Annotated in this window: 21 protein-coding genes; 14 read left to right on the forward strand and 7 right to left on the reverse strand. The window is 66.9% G+C overall.

Annotated elements, in window-relative coordinates; genetic code table 11:
- Positions 1-4: 4 nt before the first annotated feature.
- From rimI to pssA, 3 genes are read right to left on the reverse strand one after another with little or no spacing between them, the layout of a single operon-like run.
- Positions 5-502, reverse strand: a complete 498-nt coding sequence (gene rimI, locus SSKA14_RS21795; RefSeq protein ID WP_008267326.1) for a ribosomal protein S18-alanine N-acetyltransferase — start codon at positions 500-502, stop codon at positions 5-7.
- Positions 499-1,011, reverse strand: coding sequence for a hypothetical protein (locus SSKA14_RS21800; RefSeq protein ID WP_040008978.1), 513 nt, complete (start codon positions 1,009-1,011; stop codon positions 499-501). Before SSKA14_RS21800 ends, rimI begins: the two co-directional genes overlap by 4 nt.
- Complete coding sequence (pssA, locus tag SSKA14_RS21805; RefSeq protein WP_005415206.1) at positions 1,008-1,784, reverse strand: CDP-diacylglycerol--serine O-phosphatidyltransferase; 777 nt, start codon at positions 1,782-1,784, stop codon at positions 1,008-1,010. The genes SSKA14_RS21800 and pssA overlap by 4 nt, the downstream gene beginning before the upstream one ends.
- 80 nt (positions 1,785-1,864) lie before the next feature.
- Between pssA and SSKA14_RS21810 the strand changes: the two genes are divergently transcribed.
- The 3 genes from SSKA14_RS21810 (at position 1,865) to SSKA14_RS21820 (ending at position 5,213) form a co-directional block, all read left to right on the forward strand.
- The gene (locus SSKA14_RS21810) at positions 1,865-2,239 is read left to right on the forward strand and encodes a DUF4124 domain-containing protein (RefSeq protein ID WP_040009936.1); all 375 of its coding nucleotides are present in this window, start codon (positions 1,865-1,867) and stop codon (positions 2,237-2,239) included.
- A gap of 663 nt (positions 2,240-2,902) precedes the next feature.
- Positions 2,903-4,606 (forward strand): proline--tRNA ligase, encoded by a 1,704-nt coding sequence (locus tag SSKA14_RS21815; RefSeq protein ID WP_008265291.1) that lies wholly within the window; start codon positions 2,903-2,905, stop codon positions 4,604-4,606.
- A 223-nt stretch (positions 4,607-4,829) separates the two neighbouring features.
- Positions 4,830-5,213, forward strand: coding sequence for an H-NS histone family protein (locus SSKA14_RS21820; RefSeq protein ID WP_004154120.1), 384 nt, complete (start codon positions 4,830-4,832; stop codon positions 5,211-5,213).
- Between the two features lie 110 nt (positions 5,214-5,323).
- Here the strand turns inward: SSKA14_RS21820 and SSKA14_RS21825 are convergent, their stop codons facing one another.
- Positions 5,324-6,583 carry a threonine/serine exporter family protein gene (locus tag SSKA14_RS21825; protein ID WP_004154117.1) on the reverse strand — a complete coding sequence of 420 codons (1,260 nt, stop codon included), beginning with the start codon at positions 6,581-6,583 and terminating at the stop codon, positions 5,324-5,326.
- A 92-nt stretch (positions 6,584-6,675) separates the two neighbouring features.
- On the opposite strand from SSKA14_RS21825, the gene SSKA14_RS21830 reads away from it, so the two are divergent.
- Genes SSKA14_RS21830 through SSKA14_RS21845 form a run of 4 tightly spaced genes read left to right on the forward strand, consistent with a single transcriptional unit; the run spans position 6,676 to position 10,194 of the window.
- A complete protein-coding gene (locus SSKA14_RS21830) occupies positions 6,676-7,797 on the forward strand; it encodes an ABC transporter permease (RefSeq protein WP_040008983.1) in 1,122 nt (373 codons plus the stop codon).
- Between the two features lies 1 nt (position 7,798).
- Positions 7,799-8,626 carry an ABC transporter ATP-binding protein gene (locus SSKA14_RS21835; protein ID WP_008268586.1) on the forward strand — a complete coding sequence of 276 codons (828 nt, stop codon included), beginning with the start codon at positions 7,799-7,801 and terminating at the stop codon, positions 8,624-8,626.
- Between the two features lie 3 nt (positions 8,627-8,629).
- Positions 8,630-9,556 (forward strand): MlaD family protein, encoded by a 927-nt coding sequence (locus SSKA14_RS21840; protein WP_004154114.1) that lies wholly within the window; start codon positions 8,630-8,632, stop codon positions 9,554-9,556.
- The gene (locus SSKA14_RS21845) at positions 9,553-10,194 is read left to right on the forward strand and encodes an ABC-type transport auxiliary lipoprotein family protein (RefSeq protein ID WP_008266007.1); all 642 of its coding nucleotides are present in this window, start codon (positions 9,553-9,555) and stop codon (positions 10,192-10,194) included. The genes SSKA14_RS21840 and SSKA14_RS21845 overlap by 4 nt, the downstream gene beginning before the upstream one ends.
- Before the next feature lie 43 nt (positions 10,195-10,237).
- Here the strand turns inward: SSKA14_RS21845 and SSKA14_RS21850 are convergent, their stop codons facing one another.
- From SSKA14_RS21850 to SSKA14_RS21860, 3 genes are read right to left on the reverse strand one after another with little or no spacing between them, the layout of a single operon-like run.
- Positions 10,238-10,825 (reverse strand): alpha-ketoglutarate-dependent dioxygenase AlkB, encoded by a 588-nt coding sequence (locus tag SSKA14_RS21850; RefSeq protein WP_008268139.1) that lies wholly within the window; start codon positions 10,823-10,825, stop codon positions 10,238-10,240.
- 46 nt (positions 10,826-10,871) lie between these two features.
- Positions 10,872-11,504, reverse strand: a complete 633-nt coding sequence (locus tag SSKA14_RS21855; protein ID WP_008265448.1) for a CoA transferase subunit B — start codon at positions 11,502-11,504, stop codon at positions 10,872-10,874.
- Between the two features lies 1 nt (position 11,505).
- A complete protein-coding gene (locus tag SSKA14_RS21860; RefSeq protein ID WP_008267746.1) occupies positions 11,506-12,237 on the reverse strand; it encodes a CoA transferase subunit A in 732 nt (243 codons plus the stop codon).
- A 172-nt stretch (positions 12,238-12,409) separates the two neighbouring features.
- On the opposite strand from SSKA14_RS21860, the gene SSKA14_RS21865 reads away from it, so the two are divergent.
- The 7 genes from SSKA14_RS21865 to SSKA14_RS21895 all read left to right on the forward strand — a co-directional run bounded on the left by SSKA14_RS21865 (position 12,410) and on the right by SSKA14_RS21895 (position 19,966).
- Positions 12,410-13,852, forward strand: a complete 1,443-nt coding sequence (locus SSKA14_RS21865; RefSeq protein WP_083797419.1) for a UbiA family prenyltransferase — start codon at positions 12,410-12,412, stop codon at positions 13,850-13,852.
- On the forward strand, positions 13,852-15,156 hold the full coding sequence (locus SSKA14_RS21870; RefSeq protein WP_040008986.1) for an FAD-binding oxidoreductase: 1,305 nt from the start codon (positions 13,852-13,854) through the stop codon (positions 15,154-15,156). Before SSKA14_RS21865 ends, SSKA14_RS21870 begins: the two co-directional genes overlap by 1 nt.
- A gap of 2 nt (positions 15,157-15,158) precedes the next feature.
- Positions 15,159-15,896 (forward strand): SDR family oxidoreductase, encoded by a 738-nt coding sequence (locus SSKA14_RS21875; RefSeq protein WP_008265008.1) that lies wholly within the window; start codon positions 15,159-15,161, stop codon positions 15,894-15,896.
- Positions 15,893-16,852: an NAD-dependent epimerase/dehydratase family protein gene (locus SSKA14_RS21880; RefSeq protein ID WP_008267332.1), complete on the forward strand. Its 960-nt coding sequence runs from the start codon at positions 15,893-15,895 to the stop codon at positions 16,850-16,852. The genes SSKA14_RS21875 and SSKA14_RS21880 overlap by 4 nt, the downstream gene beginning before the upstream one ends.
- Before the next feature lie 3 nt (positions 16,853-16,855).
- Positions 16,856-18,142, forward strand: a complete 1,287-nt coding sequence (locus SSKA14_RS21885) for an NAD(P)/FAD-dependent oxidoreductase (RefSeq protein ID WP_008267770.1) — start codon at positions 16,856-16,858, stop codon at positions 18,140-18,142.
- Complete coding sequence (locus SSKA14_RS21890; protein ID WP_008267081.1) at positions 18,139-18,531, forward strand: GtrA family protein; 393 nt, start codon at positions 18,139-18,141, stop codon at positions 18,529-18,531. The genes SSKA14_RS21885 and SSKA14_RS21890 overlap by 4 nt, the downstream gene beginning before the upstream one ends.
- An 88-nt stretch (positions 18,532-18,619) precedes the next feature.
- Complete coding sequence (locus tag SSKA14_RS21895; RefSeq protein WP_008266710.1) at positions 18,620-19,966, forward strand: phosphomannomutase/phosphoglucomutase; 1,347 nt, start codon at positions 18,620-18,622, stop codon at positions 19,964-19,966.
- Positions 19,967-19,968: the final 2 nt, after the last annotated feature.

Genomic DNA, 19,968 nt, shown 5'->3' on the forward strand with positions numbered 1-19,968 from the left:
TCCGTTACAGCGGTGGCATCGCCTGCAGGTCGTCGCCAACCAGTTCGATCGCCATCACCAGCGCGTCTTCGCGGCCCTGCGCGGCCGGGTAGTAGCGCGGGCGACGGCCGATCTCGTTGAAGCCTTCGCTGTGGTACAGCGCCAGCGCGGGCGCATTGGAGGGCCGCACCTCCAGGAACACGCGCTGCGCGCCGCGGTCTCCGGCCAGCTGCACCAGTGCACGCAGCAACTGGCGGCCGAGCCCCCGCGACTGCGTCAACGGATCGATGCAGACGTTCAGGACATGCGCCTCATCGGCGGCGATGCTGAGCACGCCGTAGCCGATCAGCTGGCCATCGCGCTCCATCGCCAGGCCCGGGTAACCGGCACGCAGGCAGTCAACAAAGATGCCACGCGTCCATGGAAACGGATAACCGCGCACTTCAATCGCCATCACCGCATTGAGATCGCTCTCGCGCAGCGCGCGCAGGCCGACCGGACCTGGCTGGCTGACCGCACTCATGGCGCGCCTCGCTTGCGCAGGGCGCGCAGCTGGGGCCACAGCGCGCGCTTGGCGGCCGGGTCGCGGCGCAGCCGGTCCAGTGGCCAACTGTCCATCAGCGCCTGCGTCGCCGGATCATTGGGATTGCAGCCGGACGCACGCAGCAGCGCGATCTGCAGGCGATCCGGCAGGCGCACCACGGGCTGCCGGGCATTGCCGGCCGGCAGCGGACGCGCCGATGCCGGCGCGGTATCGGGTGCGTCGACCGGGGTCTCGCGGCGTGGCGGCGCCGGGCGTTGCAGACCGGGCGACGGCACAGCCTCGGCGCGGCGTTCGCCCGACGAAGATGCCGCGCTTGCCCGCGCCGGCTGCGTCGGCGGCACGGCGGCCGCCTCGGCTTCGGCCACGCTCAGCTGCAGCGCGGCGTCCAGCTCAGCGGCCAGCTGGCCGTCGTGGTAGACGGTGTAGCCCATGGCCTGCAGCCAGGCCTGCTGGGCCGGAGACCACAGCACGGGCAGATCCTGGCTCACGCCGCCTCGGGCTTCTTGCGCAGGCGCTGCACGGCCCACATCACCGGGCCGGACAAGGCGTACAGGATGCCTACCGCGAACAGCACGCGCGGCAGATCGATGACCGCGATGGCGATGGCCACCGGCACCAATGCCAGCACCAGGAACGGGACGCGATCGGAGCGGGTGCCCTTGGCCGCACCGCCCTTGAAGCTCCAGAAACGGATGCGGCTGACCATCAGCAGCGCCGCGATGATCGTCACGGCCAGCGCCACATAGCGCAGCTGGTTGCCGTCCCAGCCCAGGTTGCCATCGGCGAAGGCCCAGACGAAGGACATCATCAGGCCAGCCGCCGCCGGGCTGGCCAGGCCGACGAACCAGCGCTTGTCGACCACCGCCACCTGGGTATTGAAGCGGGCCAGGCGCAGCGCCGCGCAGGCGGCATACAGGAAGGCCACGGCCCAGCCGACCCGGCCGAGCAGCGGGTCATCGAACTTCAGCCATGACAGCGACCAGTGGTACATCACCAGCGCCGGGGCCATGCCGAAGCTGACCAGGTCGGCCAGCGAGTCGTACTGCACGCCGAATTCGCTGCTGGTGCCGGTCAGGCGCGCCACGCGCCCGTCCAGGCCATCCATCACCGCCGCCACGAACACGGCAATGCTGGCGTTGACGAAATCCCCGTTGGCCGCGGCGATGATCGCGTAGAAACCGGCGAACAGCCCGGCGGTGGTGAACAGGTTGGGCAGCAGGTAAATCGTGCGCGAACGCGGCGGCGGTGTGATCGGGTCCATGGAATCCAGTTTAATCGACTTGCCAGTGCTCGGTGCCAATGCTGCAATCGGTGTTCTACGCCCATTCTGCGGAGTCTGCCATGCGTGCCCTGTCCTGCCTTGGATGCCTGCTGCTGTTGGCCAGTGCCCACGCCGTGGCCGGTCCGGTCTACAAGTGGAAGGACGCCAATGGCGTGACCCAGTACTCGGAGACCCCGCCGGCGGGGAAGAAATTCGAGACCCGCGAGCAGGCCCGCAGCCTACAGGCCGCGACCAGTACCGAGACCCCGGCCGCGCCGGTGCCGGAGCAGTGCAGCACCGCCCGCGCCAACCTGGCCCTGCTGGAGGGGTCCGGCCAGGTGATGCAGGACACCAATGGCGACGGCAAGCCCGATACCGCGCTGACCGCGGAGCAGCGCACGGCGCAGAAGGGGCTGGCCGACGCGGCCATCAAGGCCTACTGCCCGGCGGAGTGAGGGTATCGGCAGGGCTGCGCCCTGCACCCGCCGAAGCAACATCAACGTCAAAGGCCAGAGCAACAGCCGGCTCTGGGCTTTCTGTGGGTTTGGCGGGGCGGTGTCGGATTGCGGGGACGCCGTAACCCCCCCTCCGGGGTTCGGCCCAGCCGCTGGCGGCTGTCCGTTCGGGCGCTTGCGAAGCAGTGCTTCGCAAGCAAAGCGCCCTCACCCCTGGGGGCTTGGCCGCGGCATCCATGCCGCGGACACCCCGCAATCCGACACCGCCCCACCTTCGACAGGTTCCTGGTGACGGCGGGCCATCCACGCCATGCGTGGATGAATCTCCATGGGAATCGAATATTTCGAGAATTGATCGAACAGCAGCCGAGCATGGCTCGGCTACAGAAATGCGGGCAAATCACGGGAAACTGTCTAAAGCGGGGTGGGTCCGGTTGCGGGAGTGTCCGCGGCATGGATGCCGCGGCCAAGCCCCCATGGACGGGTTTACGGCGTCTCCCGCAACCGGACCCACCCCGCCATCCCTCGGAATGCACGCTTTTGCTGTTGAGGTTGCCGGCCAGCGGCCGGCACTACCGCAGGTGCAGGGCGCAGCCCTGCCAGTACCCCCCACCCCGGCCGGGCTGGCAGAATAGGCGTCTCTGCCGTTATCCGAAGCCGACGATGCGCCTCTCCCAGTTCCACCTGCACACCACCAAGGAAACCCCCAGCGACGCCGAGCTGACCAGCCACCGGCTGATGCTGCGTGCGGGCATGATCCGCAAGCTGGCATCGGGCCTGTACACCTGGTCGCCGCTGGGCCTGCGCGTGCTGCGCAAGGTTGAACGCATCGTCCGCGAGGAAATGGACCGTGCCGGTGCCGTGGAATTCCAGATCCCGACCATCCAGCCGAAGGAACTGTGGGAGCAGACCGGGCGCTGGCAGAAGTTCGGACCGCAGCTGCTGAAGATCAAGGATCGCAAGGACCAGGTGTTCTGCTACAGCCCGACCGCCGAAGAAGCCGCCTGCGACTTCGCGCGCAGCGAGCTGTCCAGCTACAAGCAGCTGCCGGTCAACTTCTACCAGGTGCAGACCAAGTTCCGCGACGAAATCCGTCCGCGCTTCGGCGTGATGCGTTCGCGCGAGTTCCTGATGAAGGACGCCTACTCGTTCCATCTGCACGATGAGTGCCTGGTGCGCGAGTACGAGAACATGAAGTCGGCCTACAGCCGCATCTTCACCCGCCTCGGCCTGGATTTCCGCATGGTGCAGGCCGACTCCGGCGCCATCGGCGGTGATGCCTCGCAGGAATTCCACGTGATCGCCGATTCCGGCGAGGACGCGCTGGTGTTCTCCACGGGTTCGGATTACGCGGCCAACATGGAAGCGGCGATCGCTGCCGATCCGGCGCCGCGCGCGGCGGCCGGCGAAGCCCTGCGCAAGGTTGATACGCCCACGCAGAAGACCTGCGAGGACGTTGCAGTCCTGCTTGGCATCGACCTGCGGCGCACCGTGAAGTCGGTGGCGCTGATCGCCGGCGAAGGCGAAGCGCAGCAGTTCGTGCTGGCGCTGGTGCGCGGCGATCATGAGGTCAACGAGATCAAGCTGGCCAAGGTTGCCGGCCTGGCTGAACAGCGTTTTGCCAGCGAGGCGGAAATCGCCGAGCATCTGGGCAGCGTGCCGGGCTTCCTTGGCCCGGTCGCCCCGGCCAAGGCCATCCGCGTGGTGGCCGATCGCGAAGTGGCGGCGATGTCCGACTTCGTCGTCGGTGCCAACGAAGCCGGCTTCCATCTGGCCGGCGTCAACTGGGGCCGTGACCTGGCGGAGCCGGAAGTGGCCGACATCCGCAACGTGCGTGCCGGTGACCGCGCGCTGGACGGCGGTGAACTGAAGATCGCCCGTGGCATCGAAGTCGGCCACGTGTTCCAGCTCGGCCGCACGTATGCCAAAGCGCTGGACGCCACCGTGCTGGACGAGAACGGCAAGGCGGCGGTGATGGCGATGGGCTGCTATGGCATCGGCATCTCGCGCGTGGTCGCTGCCGCGATCGAACAGAACCATGACGACGCCGGCATCATCTGGCCGGATGCGATGGCGCCGTGGCAGGTGGTGGTGTGCGTGATCAACCCGAAGGGCGACGCCGCCGTGGCCGACGCTGCTGCCAGCCTGCTGCAGGAGCTGCGCGATGCGGGACTGGATGCGGCGCTCGACGACCGTGGCCTGCGCCCGGGCGCGATGTTCGCCGACATGGAACTGATCGGTATCCCGCACCGCGTGGTAGTGAGCGAACGCGGCCTGGCCGCCGGTACCTACGAGTACCGCTCGCGTCGCGCCAGCGAAGCGGAAAGCCTCGACAAGGCCACCCTGCTGCAGCGCCTGCAGGGCTGATCAGGAAGAGACCGGGGCATGCCCCGGTCTTTTTTTTGCCGCCCGAACCACCGCCCGATACTGCAACAGACATAATCCGGTCAAAATCGACGCGATGCAGCCTGCATGCCGCCAAGCCCTGACCCACCTGCATTTGTGCTTGGATTAATTCATCTTTATTCTGTCCCGCGACGCCATGGACTGGCTCGTCCCGTCCACACATTAGTTTCCGGAGTAACCGTAAATGAGCATTGACCTGACCGGCCTGTCGGCACGAGAGCTGGGCGCCCTGATCCGCACCGCGAAGAAGCAGCAGACCATCGTCGCCAAGCGCCGGCCGATCACCAAGGTCCGGGCCCAGCTGAGCAAGCTGGCCAAGACCGAGGGTTACACCATCGAGGAACTGTTCGGCGGCGCTCCCGCTCCGCGCGCCCGCAAGGTCGCCACCGCGACCAAGGCTCCGTCCAAGACGGCTGGCCGCAAGCTGGGCAAGGTCGCCCCGAAGTACCGCAACCCGGCCAACCCGAAGGAAACCTGGACCGGCCGTGGCAAGCAGCCGCGCTGGATGGCCGAGCTGACCGCCAAGGGCAGCAAGAAGCCGGAAGATTTCCTGATCAAGAAGGCCTGAGGCCAGATCGGGATGCAATGAAAAGCGCCGGCGAACGCCGGCGTTTTTCATTTCCCGTAGATGTGTGTGGACCAACGGTCCACATCCACAGCAAGCATCCCAGAGGGCGATTACAGGGTCTTTCGAGCGGGCATCAGCAGATTGCCAAACAGCAGGCCGGCGACCAGCGCCATCACCACGTTGAGCACGGTAAGGAACACGCTCTGGCCGGCACCCACGTCCTGTTGCTGGACCAGGGTCAGCACGCCACGCAGGCTGGTGCTGCCGGGCACCATCATGATGATGCCGGGCAGGCGGATGATCGCGCCGGGGCGACCGACCAGGCGGCCGAACAGATTGCCGCCGGCGGTCAACAGCATCGCCGACAGGAAGATGCCCGCCGGTGCACCCCAGGCATGGCCACCGAACTTGGAAATGGCATAACCGGCCACCGAGGCGGCGATCACCCACGGGTAATCGCGGCGGTTGGCCTTGAACAGCATCGCGAACGCGAACGCGGCGGTCAGCAGCGAGCCCCACTCCACCCACGGCCCCTGGGGCCGCGCCGCGCGGATCACCGGGTCCAGCCCAAGCACATCGGCCAGGGTCACCGCGATCATTGCGCCGACACTGAGCTTCATGATGGTGGTCAACGCGCCGGCGAAGCGCGCGGTGCCCGACACCCAGTGCTGGCTGGCCAGTTCGTTGACTGCATTGGTCAGCGACATGCCCGGCAGCAGCACCACCAGCGAGGCGATGATCACCGTATTGAGGTTGAGCGCGCCGATGAACGACGCGACCAGGGTGGCGACCAGGCCCGCCAGCAGTGCGGCCAGTGCTTCGGCCGCCTCGCGGGTGGCCGGGCGACGGTCGGTGACCATGCCGAGCAGGCCGATCATCAGGCCGATGACACCGGCGGTGGCGATGTCCAGCCACGGCAGCTTCCACATGCCGGCCACGCCGGCTGCGCCAAGGCTGAATGACAGGATGGTGCGCAGCTTGCCGCGCCGGCCCGGATCCTTGTCCAGCTGCCGCAGCGCGGTGTGGCCCTGGGCGATGCTCATCCGCCCGTTGGACACTTCCTCGGCGATATGGTCGGCGACACTGAGCTTGTGCAGGTCGTTCTCGCCGGGCGCCAGCCGGATCACGCGGGTGATGTCGCTGGAGCCGATGGCCTGCGCCGGGTCGCTGAAACTGAGGATGATACCGGTGGGATTCGACCACGGTTCACAATCCAGATCGAGCTGGCGGGCCAGTGCCACCACTGCCGTTTCCAGGCGCTGGGCCGTGGTGCCGTAGCTGTGCAGCCGTCCGGCGATCTCGGAAACGAAGGCCACGCGCTGCGCGTAGGTGGCCTGGGGCGTGGGGATCGTGTGAGCATCTGCGGACATGCGCCGTAGTATTACCTAGGCCGGGCCTTACCGGAGAAATTCATCCGAGTTCGACGCGATGCCCAAGACAGACCGGTTATGCTGCGACCCGAATGGCCCAAGTGACCCCGAACCTCGCCCCCCAGCTCGAACAGGACGCCCATGACCCGGGCCTGATCCGCCTGTCCGGCACCTGGACCCTGAAGACCGCGCTGGCCGCGGCCGAAGTCCTGCGCGGCGTTCCCGAAAAGCTGACCGGCATCGATGCCACCGGCATCGAGCAGATGGATTCGGCCGGCGTGCTGCAGGTACTTCGCGTGGCGCATCGCGCCGACCTCGGCGAAGACGCGCTGCACTTCCGCCAGGACCACCAGGCGCTGGTCTGCACCATCGAGGAAGTGGCCGACGACCGGCCAAAGCCCAAGCGCGACTTCGGCGTGCTGGCGGCGCTGGAGCGACTGGGTGTCAGCGTCCATGCCACCGGCCACAACATCAAGGCGCTGTGCAGCTTCCTCGGCGAGAACCTGGTCAAGGCCGCGCGGCTGGTCAAGGAACCCCGTCGCTTCCGCCTGACCGCCACCGTGCACCAGATGGAACAGGTCGGGCTGGATGCAGTACCGCTGGTAGCACTGCTGTCCTATCTGGTCGGCGCGGTGATCGCCTTCCTCGGCTCGACCATCCTTCGCGATTTCGGCGCCGAGATCTACGTCGTCGAGCTGGTCAACATCGCCTTCCTGCGTGAGTTCGCCGTGCTGCTGACTGCCATCGTGCTGGCCGGCCGCACCGCGAGTGCTTTCACCGCGCAGATCGGCGCGATGAAGGCTCGCGAAGAGATCGATGCGATGCGCACGCTGGGGCTGGACCCGGTCGACCTGCTGGTGCTGCCCCGCTTGCTGGCGCTGCTGGTGACCCTGCCGCTGCTGACCTTCATCGCCATGGTCGCCGGCCTCGCCGGCGGCATCACCGTCGGCGCATTCGACCTGGACATCCCGCCACAGATGTACATCGCGCGCATGCACGAGACGATGGAAGTGCGGCACATGCTGGTCGGCCTGTCGAAGGCGCCGGTGTTCGCGCTGGTGATCGGCCTGATCGGCTGCCTGGAAGGACTGAAGGTGGAAGGCACCGCGCAGTCGGTCGGCGAACGCACCACCTCCAGCGTGGTGCAGACGATCTCGCTGGTGATCATCATCGACGCCTTCGCGGCGTTGTGGTTCATGCACATGGACTGGTGACATGAGCACATCCACCCACCCCGAAATCCTCGACATGCGTGACGACCAGGGCCATGAACTGGCGATCCGCGTGCGCGGGCTGGTCAACCGCTTCGGCAGCCAGACCGTGCATGAGGACCTGGACCTGGACGTGCGCCGCGGCGAGATCCTGGGCGTGGTCGGCGGCTCCGGCACCGGCAAGTCGGTGCTGATGCGCTCGATCCTCGGCCTGCGCACGCCCGACGAAGGCCAGATCGAAGTGCTGGGCCGCGACGCGCGTGCCGACGATCCCGAAAGCCGCCTGCACATCGAGCGCAACACCGGCGTGCTGTTCCAGGACGGCGCCCTGTTCTCCTCGCTGACCGTGGGCGAGAACGTGCAGGTACCGCTGAAGGAACATCACCGCGAGCTGCCCGAGCGCTGGCACTACGAACTGGCGCTGCTGAAGGTGAAGCTGGCCGGCCTGCCCGCCGATGCGATCAACAAGCTGCCGTCGCAGCTGTCCGGCGGCATGCGCAAGCGCGCCGGCCTCGCCCGCGCACTGGCGCTGGATCCGCCGCTGCTGTTCCTGGACGAACCCACCGCCGGCCTCGACCCGATCGGCGCGGCCGCGTTCGACCGCCTGATCAAGACCCTGCAGGAAGCGCTGGGGCTGACCGTGTTCCTGATCACCCACGACCTGGACACGCTGTACGCCATCTGCGACCGCGTGGCGGTGCTGGCCGACCGCAAGGTGGTGGCCAATGCACCGTTGCCGGAAATCGAGAAACTGGATCATCCGTGGATCCAGGAATACTTCCACGGACCGCGCGCGCGTGCCGCGCGCGGCGAACAGATCGAGAGTGCCTGAGCCATGGAAACCAAAGCCAACTACGTGCTGATCGGCGCGTTCACCCTGATCACCGGCCTGGCCCTGCTGGCCTTCGGCCTGTGGGCCGCCAAGTACTCCTCCGACCGTACCTGGCAGGAATACCGCGTGGTGTTCCGCGAAGCGGTGACCGGCCTGTCGGTGGGCAGCCCGGTGCAGTACAACGGCATCGCGGTCGGTTCGATCACCGAACTGAACCTGGTGCCGGACGATCCGCGCCAGGTGGTCGCACGCATCCGCCTGAACTCGACCACGCCGGTCAAGACCGATACCCGCGCCAAGCTGGCGATCACCAGCCTCACCGGCCCGTCGATCATCCAGCTCAGCGGCGGCACGCCGCAGTCGCCGGCGTTGACCACGGTCAACAAGGACCCGGCGCCGATCATCCCGACCACGCCCTCGGCGCTGCAGAACATCACCGACGTGGCCAATCGCATCGTCGAGCGCATGGACCAGATCCTCAGCGACCGCAACGTCGCTTCGATCAACGCAACGCTGGCCAATCTTGAAACGATCAGTGGTGGCCTGGCCGACCGTGACCAGGGCACCCAGGCACTGCTGCTCAGCGCGCGCGATGCCGCACGCAGCCTGGACACCACCCTGAAGACCACCAACGGCACCATCGAGCGCCTGGACAAGAACCTGGTGCAGCAGCTGCCGGGCATCATCGACAAGCTCGACGCCACGCTGGGCAAGCTCGACTCGGCCGCCGGCAATGCCGATTCGATCCTGGGCGAGAACCGCGCGGCGATCAACAGCTTCGCCAACGACGGCCTCGGCCAGCTTGGCCCGACGCTGACCGAGCTGCGTGGCCTGATCCGCGATCTGCGCCGGGTCAGCGACCGCCTCGAGAACAACCCCGCACGCTACCTGCTGGGTCGCGACGCACCGAAGGAGTTCGAACCCAAATGAGCACGACCACCCTTCCGCGCCTGCTGCTGGCGGCCTCGATGGTCACCCTGCTGGGCGGCTGCTCCATCCTTGGCAGCAGCGAGAAAACCGCAGTGACCCTGTACTCGCCGGCCGTGCAGGTGAAGGCCGATCCCGCGTGGCCGCAGGCCAGCTGGCAGCTGGTACTGGCCAAGCCCAGCGCCGCGCGCATGGTCGACAGCCCGCGCATCAACGTGCGCCCGACGCCCTCGCAGATGGAGATCTACAAGGGCGCCAGCTGGGCACAGCCGGCCACCGACATGATCGAAGACACCCTGCTGCGCGGTTTCGAGGACTCCGGCCGCATCCGCGGCGTGGCGCGCAGCAGCGCGGGCATCCGGGCCGACTACAAGCTGTCCACCGACGTGCGCCGCTTCGAATCGGATTACCAGGGCCAGGCCACGCCGACCGTGGTCATCGAGGTCAATGCCAAGCTGATCCACGTTGCTGACCAGCGCGTGGTCGCCGACCGCACCTTCCGCCAGGCGCAGCCGGTCGGCAGCACCGACGTCCCGGCGGTCACTGCCGCGTTCGAACGCGGCCTGCAGCAGCTGGCGCAGGACGTGGTCGGCTGGACGCTGGTGAGCGGGCAGGCCGACCAGCCGGGTGTCACGCGCTGAGCCCACGCCCCGATAGCGCCGGGCCATGCCCGGCGGCCGCCCATCAGCGCGGCGTAATCCAGCGGAACGTCAGGTTGATGCGCTCTCCGTGCACCCGTGCCATCTTCGGTAGTGCGTGCTGGTAGAACCGCTGGGTCTGTCCGGCCATTACCAGCAGATCGCCATGGCCAAGCAGGTATTCGGCCTTGCGCGTCGTGTCGTCTCGCCGCCGCAGCAGGAAACGCCGGGCCGCACCCAGGCTGACCGAAGCGATCACCGGCGCCGGGCCCAGCTCGGGCTCGTCATCGCTGTGCCAGCCCATATGGTCAGTGCCGCCGCGATAGCGGTTCAGCAACACGCTGTTGAAGCGACCGATGCCCGCGGCCTGCAGGCGCACACGCAGGGCCTGCAACACAGGTGGCCAGGGGTGCGGCACGAACTCGGCACCGGAGTAACGGTAGCGGGCCTCTGGGTCGCCGATCCAGCAGCTCAGCCGCGGCGAATCCACCCAGTTGCCGAACATGCGGATGCGATGGACTTCCCATGGCACTTCGACCTGCAGCGCGGCCATCAGCCGGTCGGCGTCAGCCGAAGCCAGCCAGCCCGGCAGGTGCTGGACATCGGCATCGGGCAGGTCGTGGGGGAACAACATGACGGCCCCTCAAGGAACGGGGCGGCGCTCGGCCGCCCTTGAAACATCAGTCGCGCTGGAATGCGACGCCGGTCTTTTCCTTCAGTTCGTCATCGCTGACGCCCGGTGCCGCTTCCACCAGCAGCAGACCCTTGTCGGTCACGTCGAACACGGCCAGGTCGGTGATGATGCGATCGACCACGCCGACGCCGGTCAACGGCAGCGTGCATTCGGACAGGATCTTGTGCTCGCCGTTCTTGGCGGTGTGCTCCATCAGCACCACCACGCGCTGCACGCCGGCCACCAGGTCCATCGCACCGCCCATGCCCTTGACCATCTTGCCGGGCACCATCCAGTTGGCCAGGTCGCCCTTGGCCGTCACCTGCATGGCACCGAGGATGGCCAGGTTGACGTGGCCACCGCGGATCATCGCGAAGCTGTCGTGGCTGCCGAAGTAGCTGGCACCGGCACGCGCGGTGACGGTCTGCTTGCCGGCATTGATCAGATCGGCATCGACTTCAGCGTCGGTGGGGAACGGGCCAATGCCGAGCAGGCCGTTTTCCGACTGCAGCCACACATCCACGCCTTCGGGAATGTGGTTGGCCACCAGCGTCGGCAGGCCGATGCCCAGGTTCACGTAGGCGCCATCGGTCAATTCCTGGGCAGCGCGGGCCGCCATCTCATCACGGGTCCACGCCATGTCAGTTGCCCTCCGCGCGGATGGTGCGCTGTTCGATACGTTTTTCAGGGTGTGCGTTGTGCACGATGCGGTGCACGTAGATGCCCGGCAGGTGCACCTGGTCCGGATCAATGGCACCGACCGGCACCACCTCTTCCACCTCCACGATGCAGACCTTGCCGGCCATCGCACAGGCCGGATTGAAGTTGCGCGCGGTCTTGCGGAACACCAGGTTGCCGGCTTCATCGGCCTTCCAGGCCTTGACCAGCGCCACGTCGGCGCGCAGCGCGGTCTCCATCACGTAGTGCTTGCCGTCGAACTCGCGGGTTTCCTTGCCTTCGGCCACCACGGTGCCATAACCGGTGGCAGTGAAGAACGCCGGAATACCCGCGCCACCAGCACGCAGGCGCTCGGCCAGGGTGCCCTGCGGATTGAACTCCAGCTCCAGCTCGCCGGCCAGGTACTGGCGCTCGAATTCCTTGTTCTCGCCCACGTAGGACGAAATCATCTTTTTGATCTGGCGGGTTTCCAGCAGCTGGCCCAGGCCGAAGCCATCGACGCCGGCATTGTTGGAAATCACGGTCAGGCCCTTGGCGCCGCTGTCGCGCAGGGCGGCGATCAGCGCCTCGGGAATGCCACACAGGCCGAAGCCGCCCACGGCCAGGGTCTGGCCATCGGCGACCACCCCCTGCAGGGCCTCCGCCGCGCTGGCGAAGCGCTTGCTGCGCTTTCCGCCGGAAGTCGATTGCTGCATTGCTGTCGTACCCTGCGAATGGATAATCGCATTCTAGCCGCAGCCCAGCATCCGACGGGTTTGCGGCGCAGCAAACCGCGCGGACGCGGCGACCCAGGACCGGGATGCCGCTTTCGGGCCCACGCCTCAACGCGGATACAATGGGCGATCCCGCCGCATCAGCCCGCGAACGATGCCCCCAGCGCCTCCCGCCCCCTCTCCAGCAGTTCGCGACCGCGCATTGTGCGTGGATTTGGACGGCACGCTGCTGGACACGGACCTCCTGTATGAATCGCTGCTGGTGCTGTTGGCGCGCAATCCGCTGTACCTGTTCCTGTTGCCGTTCTGGCTGCTGCAGGGCAAGGCCGCGCTGAAGCGGCAGATCGCCGCACGCGCCACCGTCGATCCACGCCACCTGCCCTACAACCCGAAGGTACTGGAACTGTTGCGCGACACGCCGCAGCGTCCGCGGGTGCTGTGCACGGCCTCGGACCAGCTGCTGGTCGCGCCGATCGCCGAACACCTGGGCCTGTTTGAACAGGTCATCGCCAGCGATGGCCAGCGCAACCTGTCCGGCGCGCACAAGGCGCAGGCCCTGGTGGATGCTTTCGGCGAGCGCGGTTTCGACTACGCCGGCAATGGCACGGTCGACCTGGCGGTGTGGGCGCGCGCCGCCGGCGGCTGGGTGGTCAACAACGGCAACGCACTGGCGGGCGCCGCAGCACAACGCACGCAGGTGCTGGGACATTGGCCTGCGTCGTCCAGGCTGCAGGCGTGGTTGAAGGCGCTTCGCCCGCATCAGTGGCTGAAGAATCTGCTGGTGTTCGTGCCACTGTTGACCGCCCATCGCTTTCTTGAAGTACCGGCGGTGGCCGACGCCCTGCTCGCCTTCGCGGCCTTCAGCCTGTGCGCCTCCGGCGTCTACGTGCTCAACGATCTGCTCGACCTCGAAGCGGATCGCCGGCACCCGCGCAAGCGCCATCGCCCCTTCGCCGCCGGCCGCCTGGCGCTGCCGCACGGCCTGGTCGCAGGCCCGCTGCTGACCCTGTGCGGGTTGGCCGTGGCGCTGGTCTGCAGCCCGGCATTCGCTGCCGCGCTGGCGGGCTACTACGTGCTGACCCTGGCTTACTCGTTGCGCCTGAAGCGCATCGTCATGCTCGACGTGGTGCTGCTGGCCAGCCTCTACACGCTGCGCATCATCGGCGGTACGGTGGCCATTGGCGCGGAACTGTCGTTCTGGCTGCTGGCCTTCAGCATGTTCATCTTCCTCTCGCTGGCCGTGCTCAAGCGCTACACCGAACTGCACGCGGTGCTGGCACGTGGCAAGACCCGCGCCAATGGCCGTGGCTACGGCGTGGAAGACCTGCCGCTGCTGCAGTCGCTGGGCGCTGCCGCCGGTTACTGCGCCGTGCTGGTGATGGCCCTGTACATCAACAGTCCTGACAGCGTGGAGCTGTACCGCAATCCGAAGCTGCTGTGGTTCATCTGCCCGGTGCTGCTGTACTGGATCAGCCGCGCCTGGGTGATCGCGCACCGGGGCAACATGCACGATGACCCGATCGTGTTCGCCGCCACCGATCGTGTCAGCCAGGTCGTGGCCGCGCTGTGCGCCGGGTTTGCCCTGGTGGCGATCTGATGCGGACCCGCGCGTATTCCTGGGGTCGGTACCCGCGCGCGCCGCAATCGCTGGTGAGGGTGAACGATCGGCTCGCCGGGCTGCCGGCGTTCGAGGGCAGCGCCCTGCCGTACGGCAATGGCCGCAGCTATGGCGACAGCTGCCAGAATCCGGGGGCGGCCCTGCTCGACTGCCGTGGGCTGGACCGTTTCATCGCCTTCGATCCAGCCAGCGGCCGGCTGCACTGTGAAGCCGGAGTCACCCTGGACGAGATCATCGCCCTCGTTCTGCCACAGGGTTGGTTCCTGCCGGTCACCCCCGGCACGCGCCACGTCACTGTGGGCGGTGCGATCGGCAATGACGTCCATGGCAAGAATCATCACCTTGCCGGCAGCTTCGGCCACCACGTGCTGTCCTTCGAGTTGCTGCGCAGCGACGGCGAACGCCGCGTCTGTCGTCCTGGCGATGAAGACGGTTGGTTCGAAGCCACCCTTGGTGGGCTCGGCCTGACCGGACTGATCACCCACGCCGAGCTGCAGTTGCGCCGGGTGCCAGGCAGCAGCCTGGAAGTGGAGAACATCCGTTTCTCCAGCTTGGCGGACTTCTTCGCACTGTCCGGGGAGAGCTGCGAAAGCCACGAGTACAGCGTGGCATGGATCGACTGCCTGGCGCGTGGCCGGGCCCTTGGCCGCGGTCATTTCACCCGGGCCAATCATGCCGTGCAACCGGCCGACGAACGCCCTGCCGCGCCGCCCGGGCAATGGAAAATGCCGCTGACGCCACCAGCATCGCTGGTCAACCGGCTGACCCTGCGCCCGTTCAATACCCTCTACTACTGGCGCCAGCTGCCGCTGCGCCGGCGCCATGCGTCACACCTGCTGCCCTTCTTCTACCCCCTCGATGGCATCAGCCAGTGGAACCGGATGTATGGCCCGGCGGGCTTCGTGCAGTACCAGTGCGTGCTGCCACCGCAGGCGGCCACCGACGGCATCCCCGCCTTGCTGCAGGAAATCGCCCGCAGTGGCCAGGGTTCGTTCCTGGCGGTGCTCAAGCAGTTCGGCACGCGACCATCCGCCGGCATGCTGTCCTTTCCACGCCCAGGCACCACGCTGGCCCTGGATTTCCCCAACACCGGCGAGGCGCTTTGGGCCCTGCTGCGGCGCCTGGACCAGATTGTCGATGCCGCGGAGGGGGCGCAGTACCCAGCAAAGGATGCGCGGATGACGGCCACGTCATTCCAACGGGCCTACCCACGCTGGCAGGACTTCCGCCGATTCATCGATCCTCGTTTTTCATCCGGCTTCTGGCGCAGGGTGACGGAGTAACCATGCAGAACGTCCTCATCATCGGCGCCACCTCCGCCATCGCCGAAGCCGTCGCCCGACGCTATGCCGCGCGTGGTGCGTCGCTGTTCCTTGTCGGTCGCCGCGCGGATCGACTGACTGCCATTGGCGACGACCTGCGCATCCGCGGTGCACGCGCCACGCACACCCATGCCATGGACATCAACGACCTGCCGGCTCATGCCGATCTGCTCGCGCAGGCATGGCAGGCACTGGGCAAGGTCGACGTGGTGCTGATCGCACACGGCACGCTGCCCAACCAGCCCGCCTGCGAGGCCTCGGTGCAGACCTGCATGGCCGAATTCGCCACCAACGGCACGTCCACTCTGGCACTGCTGGGGCCACTGGCCAACCGGCTGGCCGATGCCGGCAGCGGCACACTGGCGGTGATCACCTCGGTCGCCGGGGACCGCGGCCGACAGAGCAATTACGTCTATGGCGCTGCCAAGGCGGCGGTCAGCACCTTCCTCAGCGGCCTGCGCCAACGCCTGGCCAAGCGGGGCGTGGCGGTGATGGACATCCGCCCCGGCTTCGTCGATACGCCGATGACGGCCCACCTGCGCAAGGGCCCGTTGTGGGCGACACCGGACCAGGTCGCGCGCCGCATTGTCGCCGGTATCGCACGCGGCACCCCCGTGCTGTATGCCCCGGGCTTCTGGCGGTTGATCATGGGGGTCATCCGCACCTTGCCGCAGGCGGTCTTCAACAGGATCACGCTGTGAGCGCCGCATTGAACTCCGCATTGGAGCAGAAGATCATCATTCCCGGCGGTGCCGGTCTGGTGGGGCAGAACCTGGTGGCCATCCTCAAGCGCCTGGGCTACCGGCGGCTGGTGGTGATCGACAAGCACGCCGCCAACCTTGAAGTGCTGGCGCGCATGCATCCGGACGTGACCACCGAACTGGCCGACCTGGCCGAGCCCGGCCCCTGGGAACACCACTTCGCCGCGGCCGACGCCGTGGTGATGCTGCAGGCGCAGATTGGCGGCACCGATCCCGAGCCGTTCGTGCGCAACAACATCACCGCCACCGACCACATCCTCGATGCCATCGAGCGCCACGCCGTGCCCTATACCGTGCACGTCAGCTCCTCGGTGGTCTGCTCGGTGGCCAACGATGACTACACCCGTACCAAGCGCGAACAGGAACAACGTGTGGCCGCGCGCGGCATTGCGTCCGTCATTCTGCGCCCTACCCTGATGTTCGGCTGGTTTGATCGCAAGCACCTCGGCTGGCTGTCGCGCTTCATGCGCAAGGTTCCGGTGTTTCCGATTCCCGGCGATGGCCGCTACATGCGGCAGCCGCTGTATGCCGGTGACTTCGCCACGATCATCGCCAGCTGCCTGCGCTCGCGGATTGCCGGCCAGCGCTACAACATCACGGGCCTGGAGAAGGTGGACTACGTCGACATCATCCGCCAGATCAAGCGCAGCACGCGTGCGCGCACCGTGCTGCTGCACATCCCCTACCGCCTGTTCCACCTGCTGCTGAGGACCTGGGCGCTGTTCGACCGCGACCCGCCGTTCACCGCTGCGCAGCTGCAGGCGCTGGTGGCCCACGATGAGTTCGAGGTCATCGACTGGCCATCCCTCTTCGGCGTGCAGCCAACGCCCTTTGCCCAGGCGGTCGACGCCACCTTCAACGATCCCGAGTACGGCGACATCGCCCTGGAGTTCTGAATCATGAGCGAACGCATCGCCGTTCTTGGTGCCGGTCCGATGGGCCTGGCCGTGGCATACCAGCTGGCCCGCGACGGCCACCAGCCCGTGGTGTTCGAGGCCGACGACCGTGTCGGCGGGATGACCGCCTGTTTCGATTTCGGCGGCATGCAGATCGAGCGCTACTACCACTTCCACTGCACCTCCGACCACGATTTCCTGGCGGTGCTCGACGAGCTGGGCCTGGGCGATCGCATGCGCTGGACCGAAACTCGCATGGGCTACTGGTTCGGCAAGCGCCTGCAGCCATGGGGCAACCCGATCGCCCTGCTGCGCTTCAAGGGCCTTGGGCTGATGGCCAAGATCCGCTACGGGCTGCATGCCTTCCTGTGCACCCGGCGCAACGATTGGCGCCCGCTGGACCATGTCGAAGCCTCCTCCTGGATCCGCCGCTGGGTCGGAGCCGAAGCCTATGAAACGCTGTGGCGCAGGCTGTTCGACTACAAGTTCTACAATTACGCCGGCAACCTGTCCGCCGCCTGGATCTGGAGCCGGATCCGGCGCATCGGCCGCTCCCGCTACAGCCTGATGCGCGAAAAGCTGGGCTATCTGAAGGGTGGCTCTTCCACCCTGCTCGATGCCCTGCATGCCGACATCCTGCGCCATGGCGGCGAAGTGCGGCTGTCCAGCCCGGTGCAACGCATCGTGATCGAAGCGGGCCGCGTGCGTGGCGTCCAGGTTGGCGGCGAGCAGCTGGCCTTCGACAAGGTCATCTCCACGGTGCCGCTGCCGTTCGTGCCACGCCTGGCGCCGGACCTGCCCGAAGCGATCCTGGCGAAGTTCCGTTCGTTGAACAACATCGCCGTGGTCTGTGTCATCGCCAAGCTGCGCAAGCCCGTCTCGGCCAATTTCTGGGTCAACACCAACGACCCGGACATGGACATCCCCGGCATCGTCGAATACACCAACCTGCGCCCGATGGATGCGCATGTCGTCTACGTGCCGTTCTACATGCCCGGCGAGCACGAGCGCTATGGCGACGGCGACGAGGTGTTCGCCGACAAGGTGCGCCGCTACCTGAGCATGATCAATCCCCAGCTGGATGCTGAGGATTTCATTGACGTGAGGGTCAGCCGCTACCGCCACGCGCAACCCATCTGCGAACCCGGCTTTCTGGAGCGGCTTCCGCCTCGGCGGTTGCCCGTGGAGGGCCTGTGGATAGCCGACACCTCGCACTACTATCCCGAGGACCGCGGCATTTCCGAAAGCATCGGCTTCGGGCGTGACATGGCCCGTGAGGCAGTGGCGTGACCCTGTCGCGCCCGTTCCTGCTGTTTCTGCTGGCCGGTGGCATCGCCGCACTGGCCAACATCCTGTCGCGGATGCTGTACAGCCACTGGATGTCGTTCACCCCGGCGATCTTCCTCGCCTACCTCACCGGCATGGTTACCGCCTTCGTGCTGACGCGCTGGTTCGTGTTCTCCGGCACCACCCGCCCGCTTCACCACTCGGCGTTCTACTTCGTGGTGGTCAACCTGTTCGCGGTAGCCCAGACCTGGCTGGTCTCCACCGTGCTGGCCTATCACCTGCTGCCATGGCTGGGCGTGAACGTGCTGCGCCTGGAGATCGCCCACGCGGCTGGCGTGGCGGTGCCTGTAGTGTCCAGCTACTTTGGCCACAAGCACCTGTCGTTCCGGTGACTCTCGCCAAAGCGCCCGTTCCCGGAAAACGGTTCCCACACGTCCGTGGCCGTAGACTATGGCGATGACCTCAACCAGGATCCGATCGATGCCCCTGCCCGCCTTCAAGGCCTATGACATCCGCGGCCGCGTGCCCGAAGAACTGAACGAAGCGCTGGCTCGCCGTATCGGTACGGCGCTGGCGGCGCAGCTTGCGCCGGGCCCGGTGGTACTGGGCCACGACGTGCGCCTGACCAGCCCCTCGCTGCAGGACGCGCTGGCTGCAGGCCTGCGGGGTACCGGGCGCGAAGTGATCGATATCGGCCTGTGCGGCACCGAAGAAGTCTATTTCCAGACCGACCACCTGGGTGCAGCCGGCGGCGTGATGGTCACTGCCAGCCACAACCCGATGGACTACAACGGGATGAAGCTGGTCAAGGAGAACGCGCGCCCGATCAGCTCCGATACCGGCCTGTTCGCGATTTCCGATGCGGTTGCCGCCGATACCTCCGAGGCGCAGGCGCCGCGCGCCGGGCAGAGCGCCCAGCACGACAAGAGTGCGTACATCCAGCACCTGCTGAGCTACGTCGATGCCGGCAAGCTGCGCCCGCTGAAGCTGGTGGTCAACGCCGGCAACGGCGGCGCCGGTGCCATCGTCGATCTGCTGGCACCGCACCTGCCGTTCGAATTCATCCGCATCTGCCACGAGCCGGACGGCAGCTTCCCCAATGGCATTCCCAACCCGCTGCTGCCGGAAAATCGCGCCGCCACCGCCGATGCGGTGCGCGAACACGGTGCTGATTTCGGCATTGCCTGGGACGGGGACTTCGACCGCTGCTTCTTCTTCGACCATACCGGCCGCTTCATCGAGGGCTACTACCTGGTCGGCCTGCTGGCCAAGGCAATCCTGGCGCGCAACCCGGGCGGCAAGATCGTGCATGACCCGCGCCTGGTCTGGAACACCGTGGACATGGTCGAGCAGGCCGGCGGCGTGCCCGTGCAGTGCAAGAGCGGCCATGCCTTCATCAAGGAAAAGATGCGCGCCGAGGACGCGGTGTACGGCGGCGAGATGAGTGCCCACCACTACTTCCGCGAGTTCGCCTATGCGGACTCCGGCATGATCCCGTGGCTGCTGATCGCCCAGCTGGTCTCCGAAAGCGGCCGTTCGCTGGCCGACTGGGTCGAAGATCGCATGGCTGCCTACCCGTGCAGCGGCGAAATCAATTTCAAGGTCGCCGATGCCAAGGCCGCCGTCGCTCGCGTGATGGAACACTTCGCGGCGCAGTCGCCCGTGCTGGACCACACCGATGGCATCAGCGCAGATTTCGGTGACTGGCGCTTCAACCTGCGCAGCTCCAACACCGAGCCATTGCTGCGCCTGAACGTTGAAGCCCGAGGCGATGCTGCGCTGATGCAGGCGCGCACCGACGACATTTCCCGCCTCATCCAGCAGTAACC

Origin of the sequence: Stenotrophomonas sp. SKA14 (assembly GCF_000158575.1) — a bacterium.
Lineage (GTDB): Bacteria > Pseudomonadota > Gammaproteobacteria > Xanthomonadales > Xanthomonadaceae > Stenotrophomonas > Stenotrophomonas forensis.

Coding starts and splice junctions, on each gene's coding strand:
- SSKA14_RS21840 (WP_004154114.1), top strand. CDS start 8,630: ATGGAAACCAAAGCCAACTACGTGCTGATCGGCGCGTTCACCCTGATC.
- SSKA14_RS21825 (WP_004154117.1), bottom strand. CDS start 6,583: ATGTCCGCAGATGCTCACACGATCCCCACGCCCCAGGCCACCTACGCG.
- SSKA14_RS21855 (WP_008265448.1), bottom strand. CDS start 11,504: ATGGCGTGGACCCGTGATGAGATGGCGGCCCGCGCTGCCCAGGAATTG.
- pssA (WP_005415206.1), bottom strand. CDS start 1,784: ATGGACCCGATCACACCGCCGCCGCGTTCGCGCACGATTTACCTGCTG.
- SSKA14_RS21845 (WP_008266007.1), top strand. CDS start 9,553: ATGAGCACGACCACCCTTCCGCGCCTGCTGCTGGCGGCCTCGATGGTC.
- SSKA14_RS21815 (WP_008265291.1), top strand. CDS start 2,903: ATGCGCCTCTCCCAGTTCCACCTGCACACCACCAAGGAAACCCCCAGC.
- SSKA14_RS21895 (WP_008266710.1), top strand. CDS start 18,620: ATGCCCCTGCCCGCCTTCAAGGCCTATGACATCCGCGGCCGCGTGCCC.
- SSKA14_RS21830 (WP_040008983.1), top strand. CDS start 6,676: ATGGCCCAAGTGACCCCGAACCTCGCCCCCCAGCTCGAACAGGACGCC.
- SSKA14_RS21810 (WP_040009936.1), top strand. CDS start 1,865: ATGCGTGCCCTGTCCTGCCTTGGATGCCTGCTGCTGTTGGCCAGTGCC.
- rimI (WP_008267326.1), bottom strand. CDS start 502: ATGAGTGCGGTCAGCCAGCCAGGTCCGGTCGGCCTGCGCGCGCTGCGC.
- SSKA14_RS21820 (WP_004154120.1), top strand. CDS start 4,830: ATGAGCATTGACCTGACCGGCCTGTCGGCACGAGAGCTGGGCGCCCTG.
- SSKA14_RS21850 (WP_008268139.1), bottom strand. CDS start 10,825: ATGTTGTTCCCCCACGACCTGCCCGATGCCGATGTCCAGCACCTGCCG.
- SSKA14_RS21835 (WP_008268586.1), top strand. CDS start 7,799: ATGAGCACATCCACCCACCCCGAAATCCTCGACATGCGTGACGACCAG.
- SSKA14_RS21870 (WP_040008986.1), top strand. CDS start 13,852: ATGCGGACCCGCGCGTATTCCTGGGGTCGGTACCCGCGCGCGCCGCAA.
- SSKA14_RS21875 (WP_008265008.1), top strand. CDS start 15,159: ATGCAGAACGTCCTCATCATCGGCGCCACCTCCGCCATCGCCGAAGCC.
- SSKA14_RS21860 (WP_008267746.1), bottom strand. CDS start 12,237: ATGCAGCAATCGACTTCCGGCGGAAAGCGCAGCAAGCGCTTCGCCAGC.
- SSKA14_RS21865 (WP_083797419.1), top strand. CDS start 12,410: ATGCCCCCAGCGCCTCCCGCCCCCTCTCCAGCAGTTCGCGACCGCGCA.
- SSKA14_RS21885 (WP_008267770.1), top strand. CDS start 16,856: ATGAGCGAACGCATCGCCGTTCTTGGTGCCGGTCCGATGGGCCTGGCC.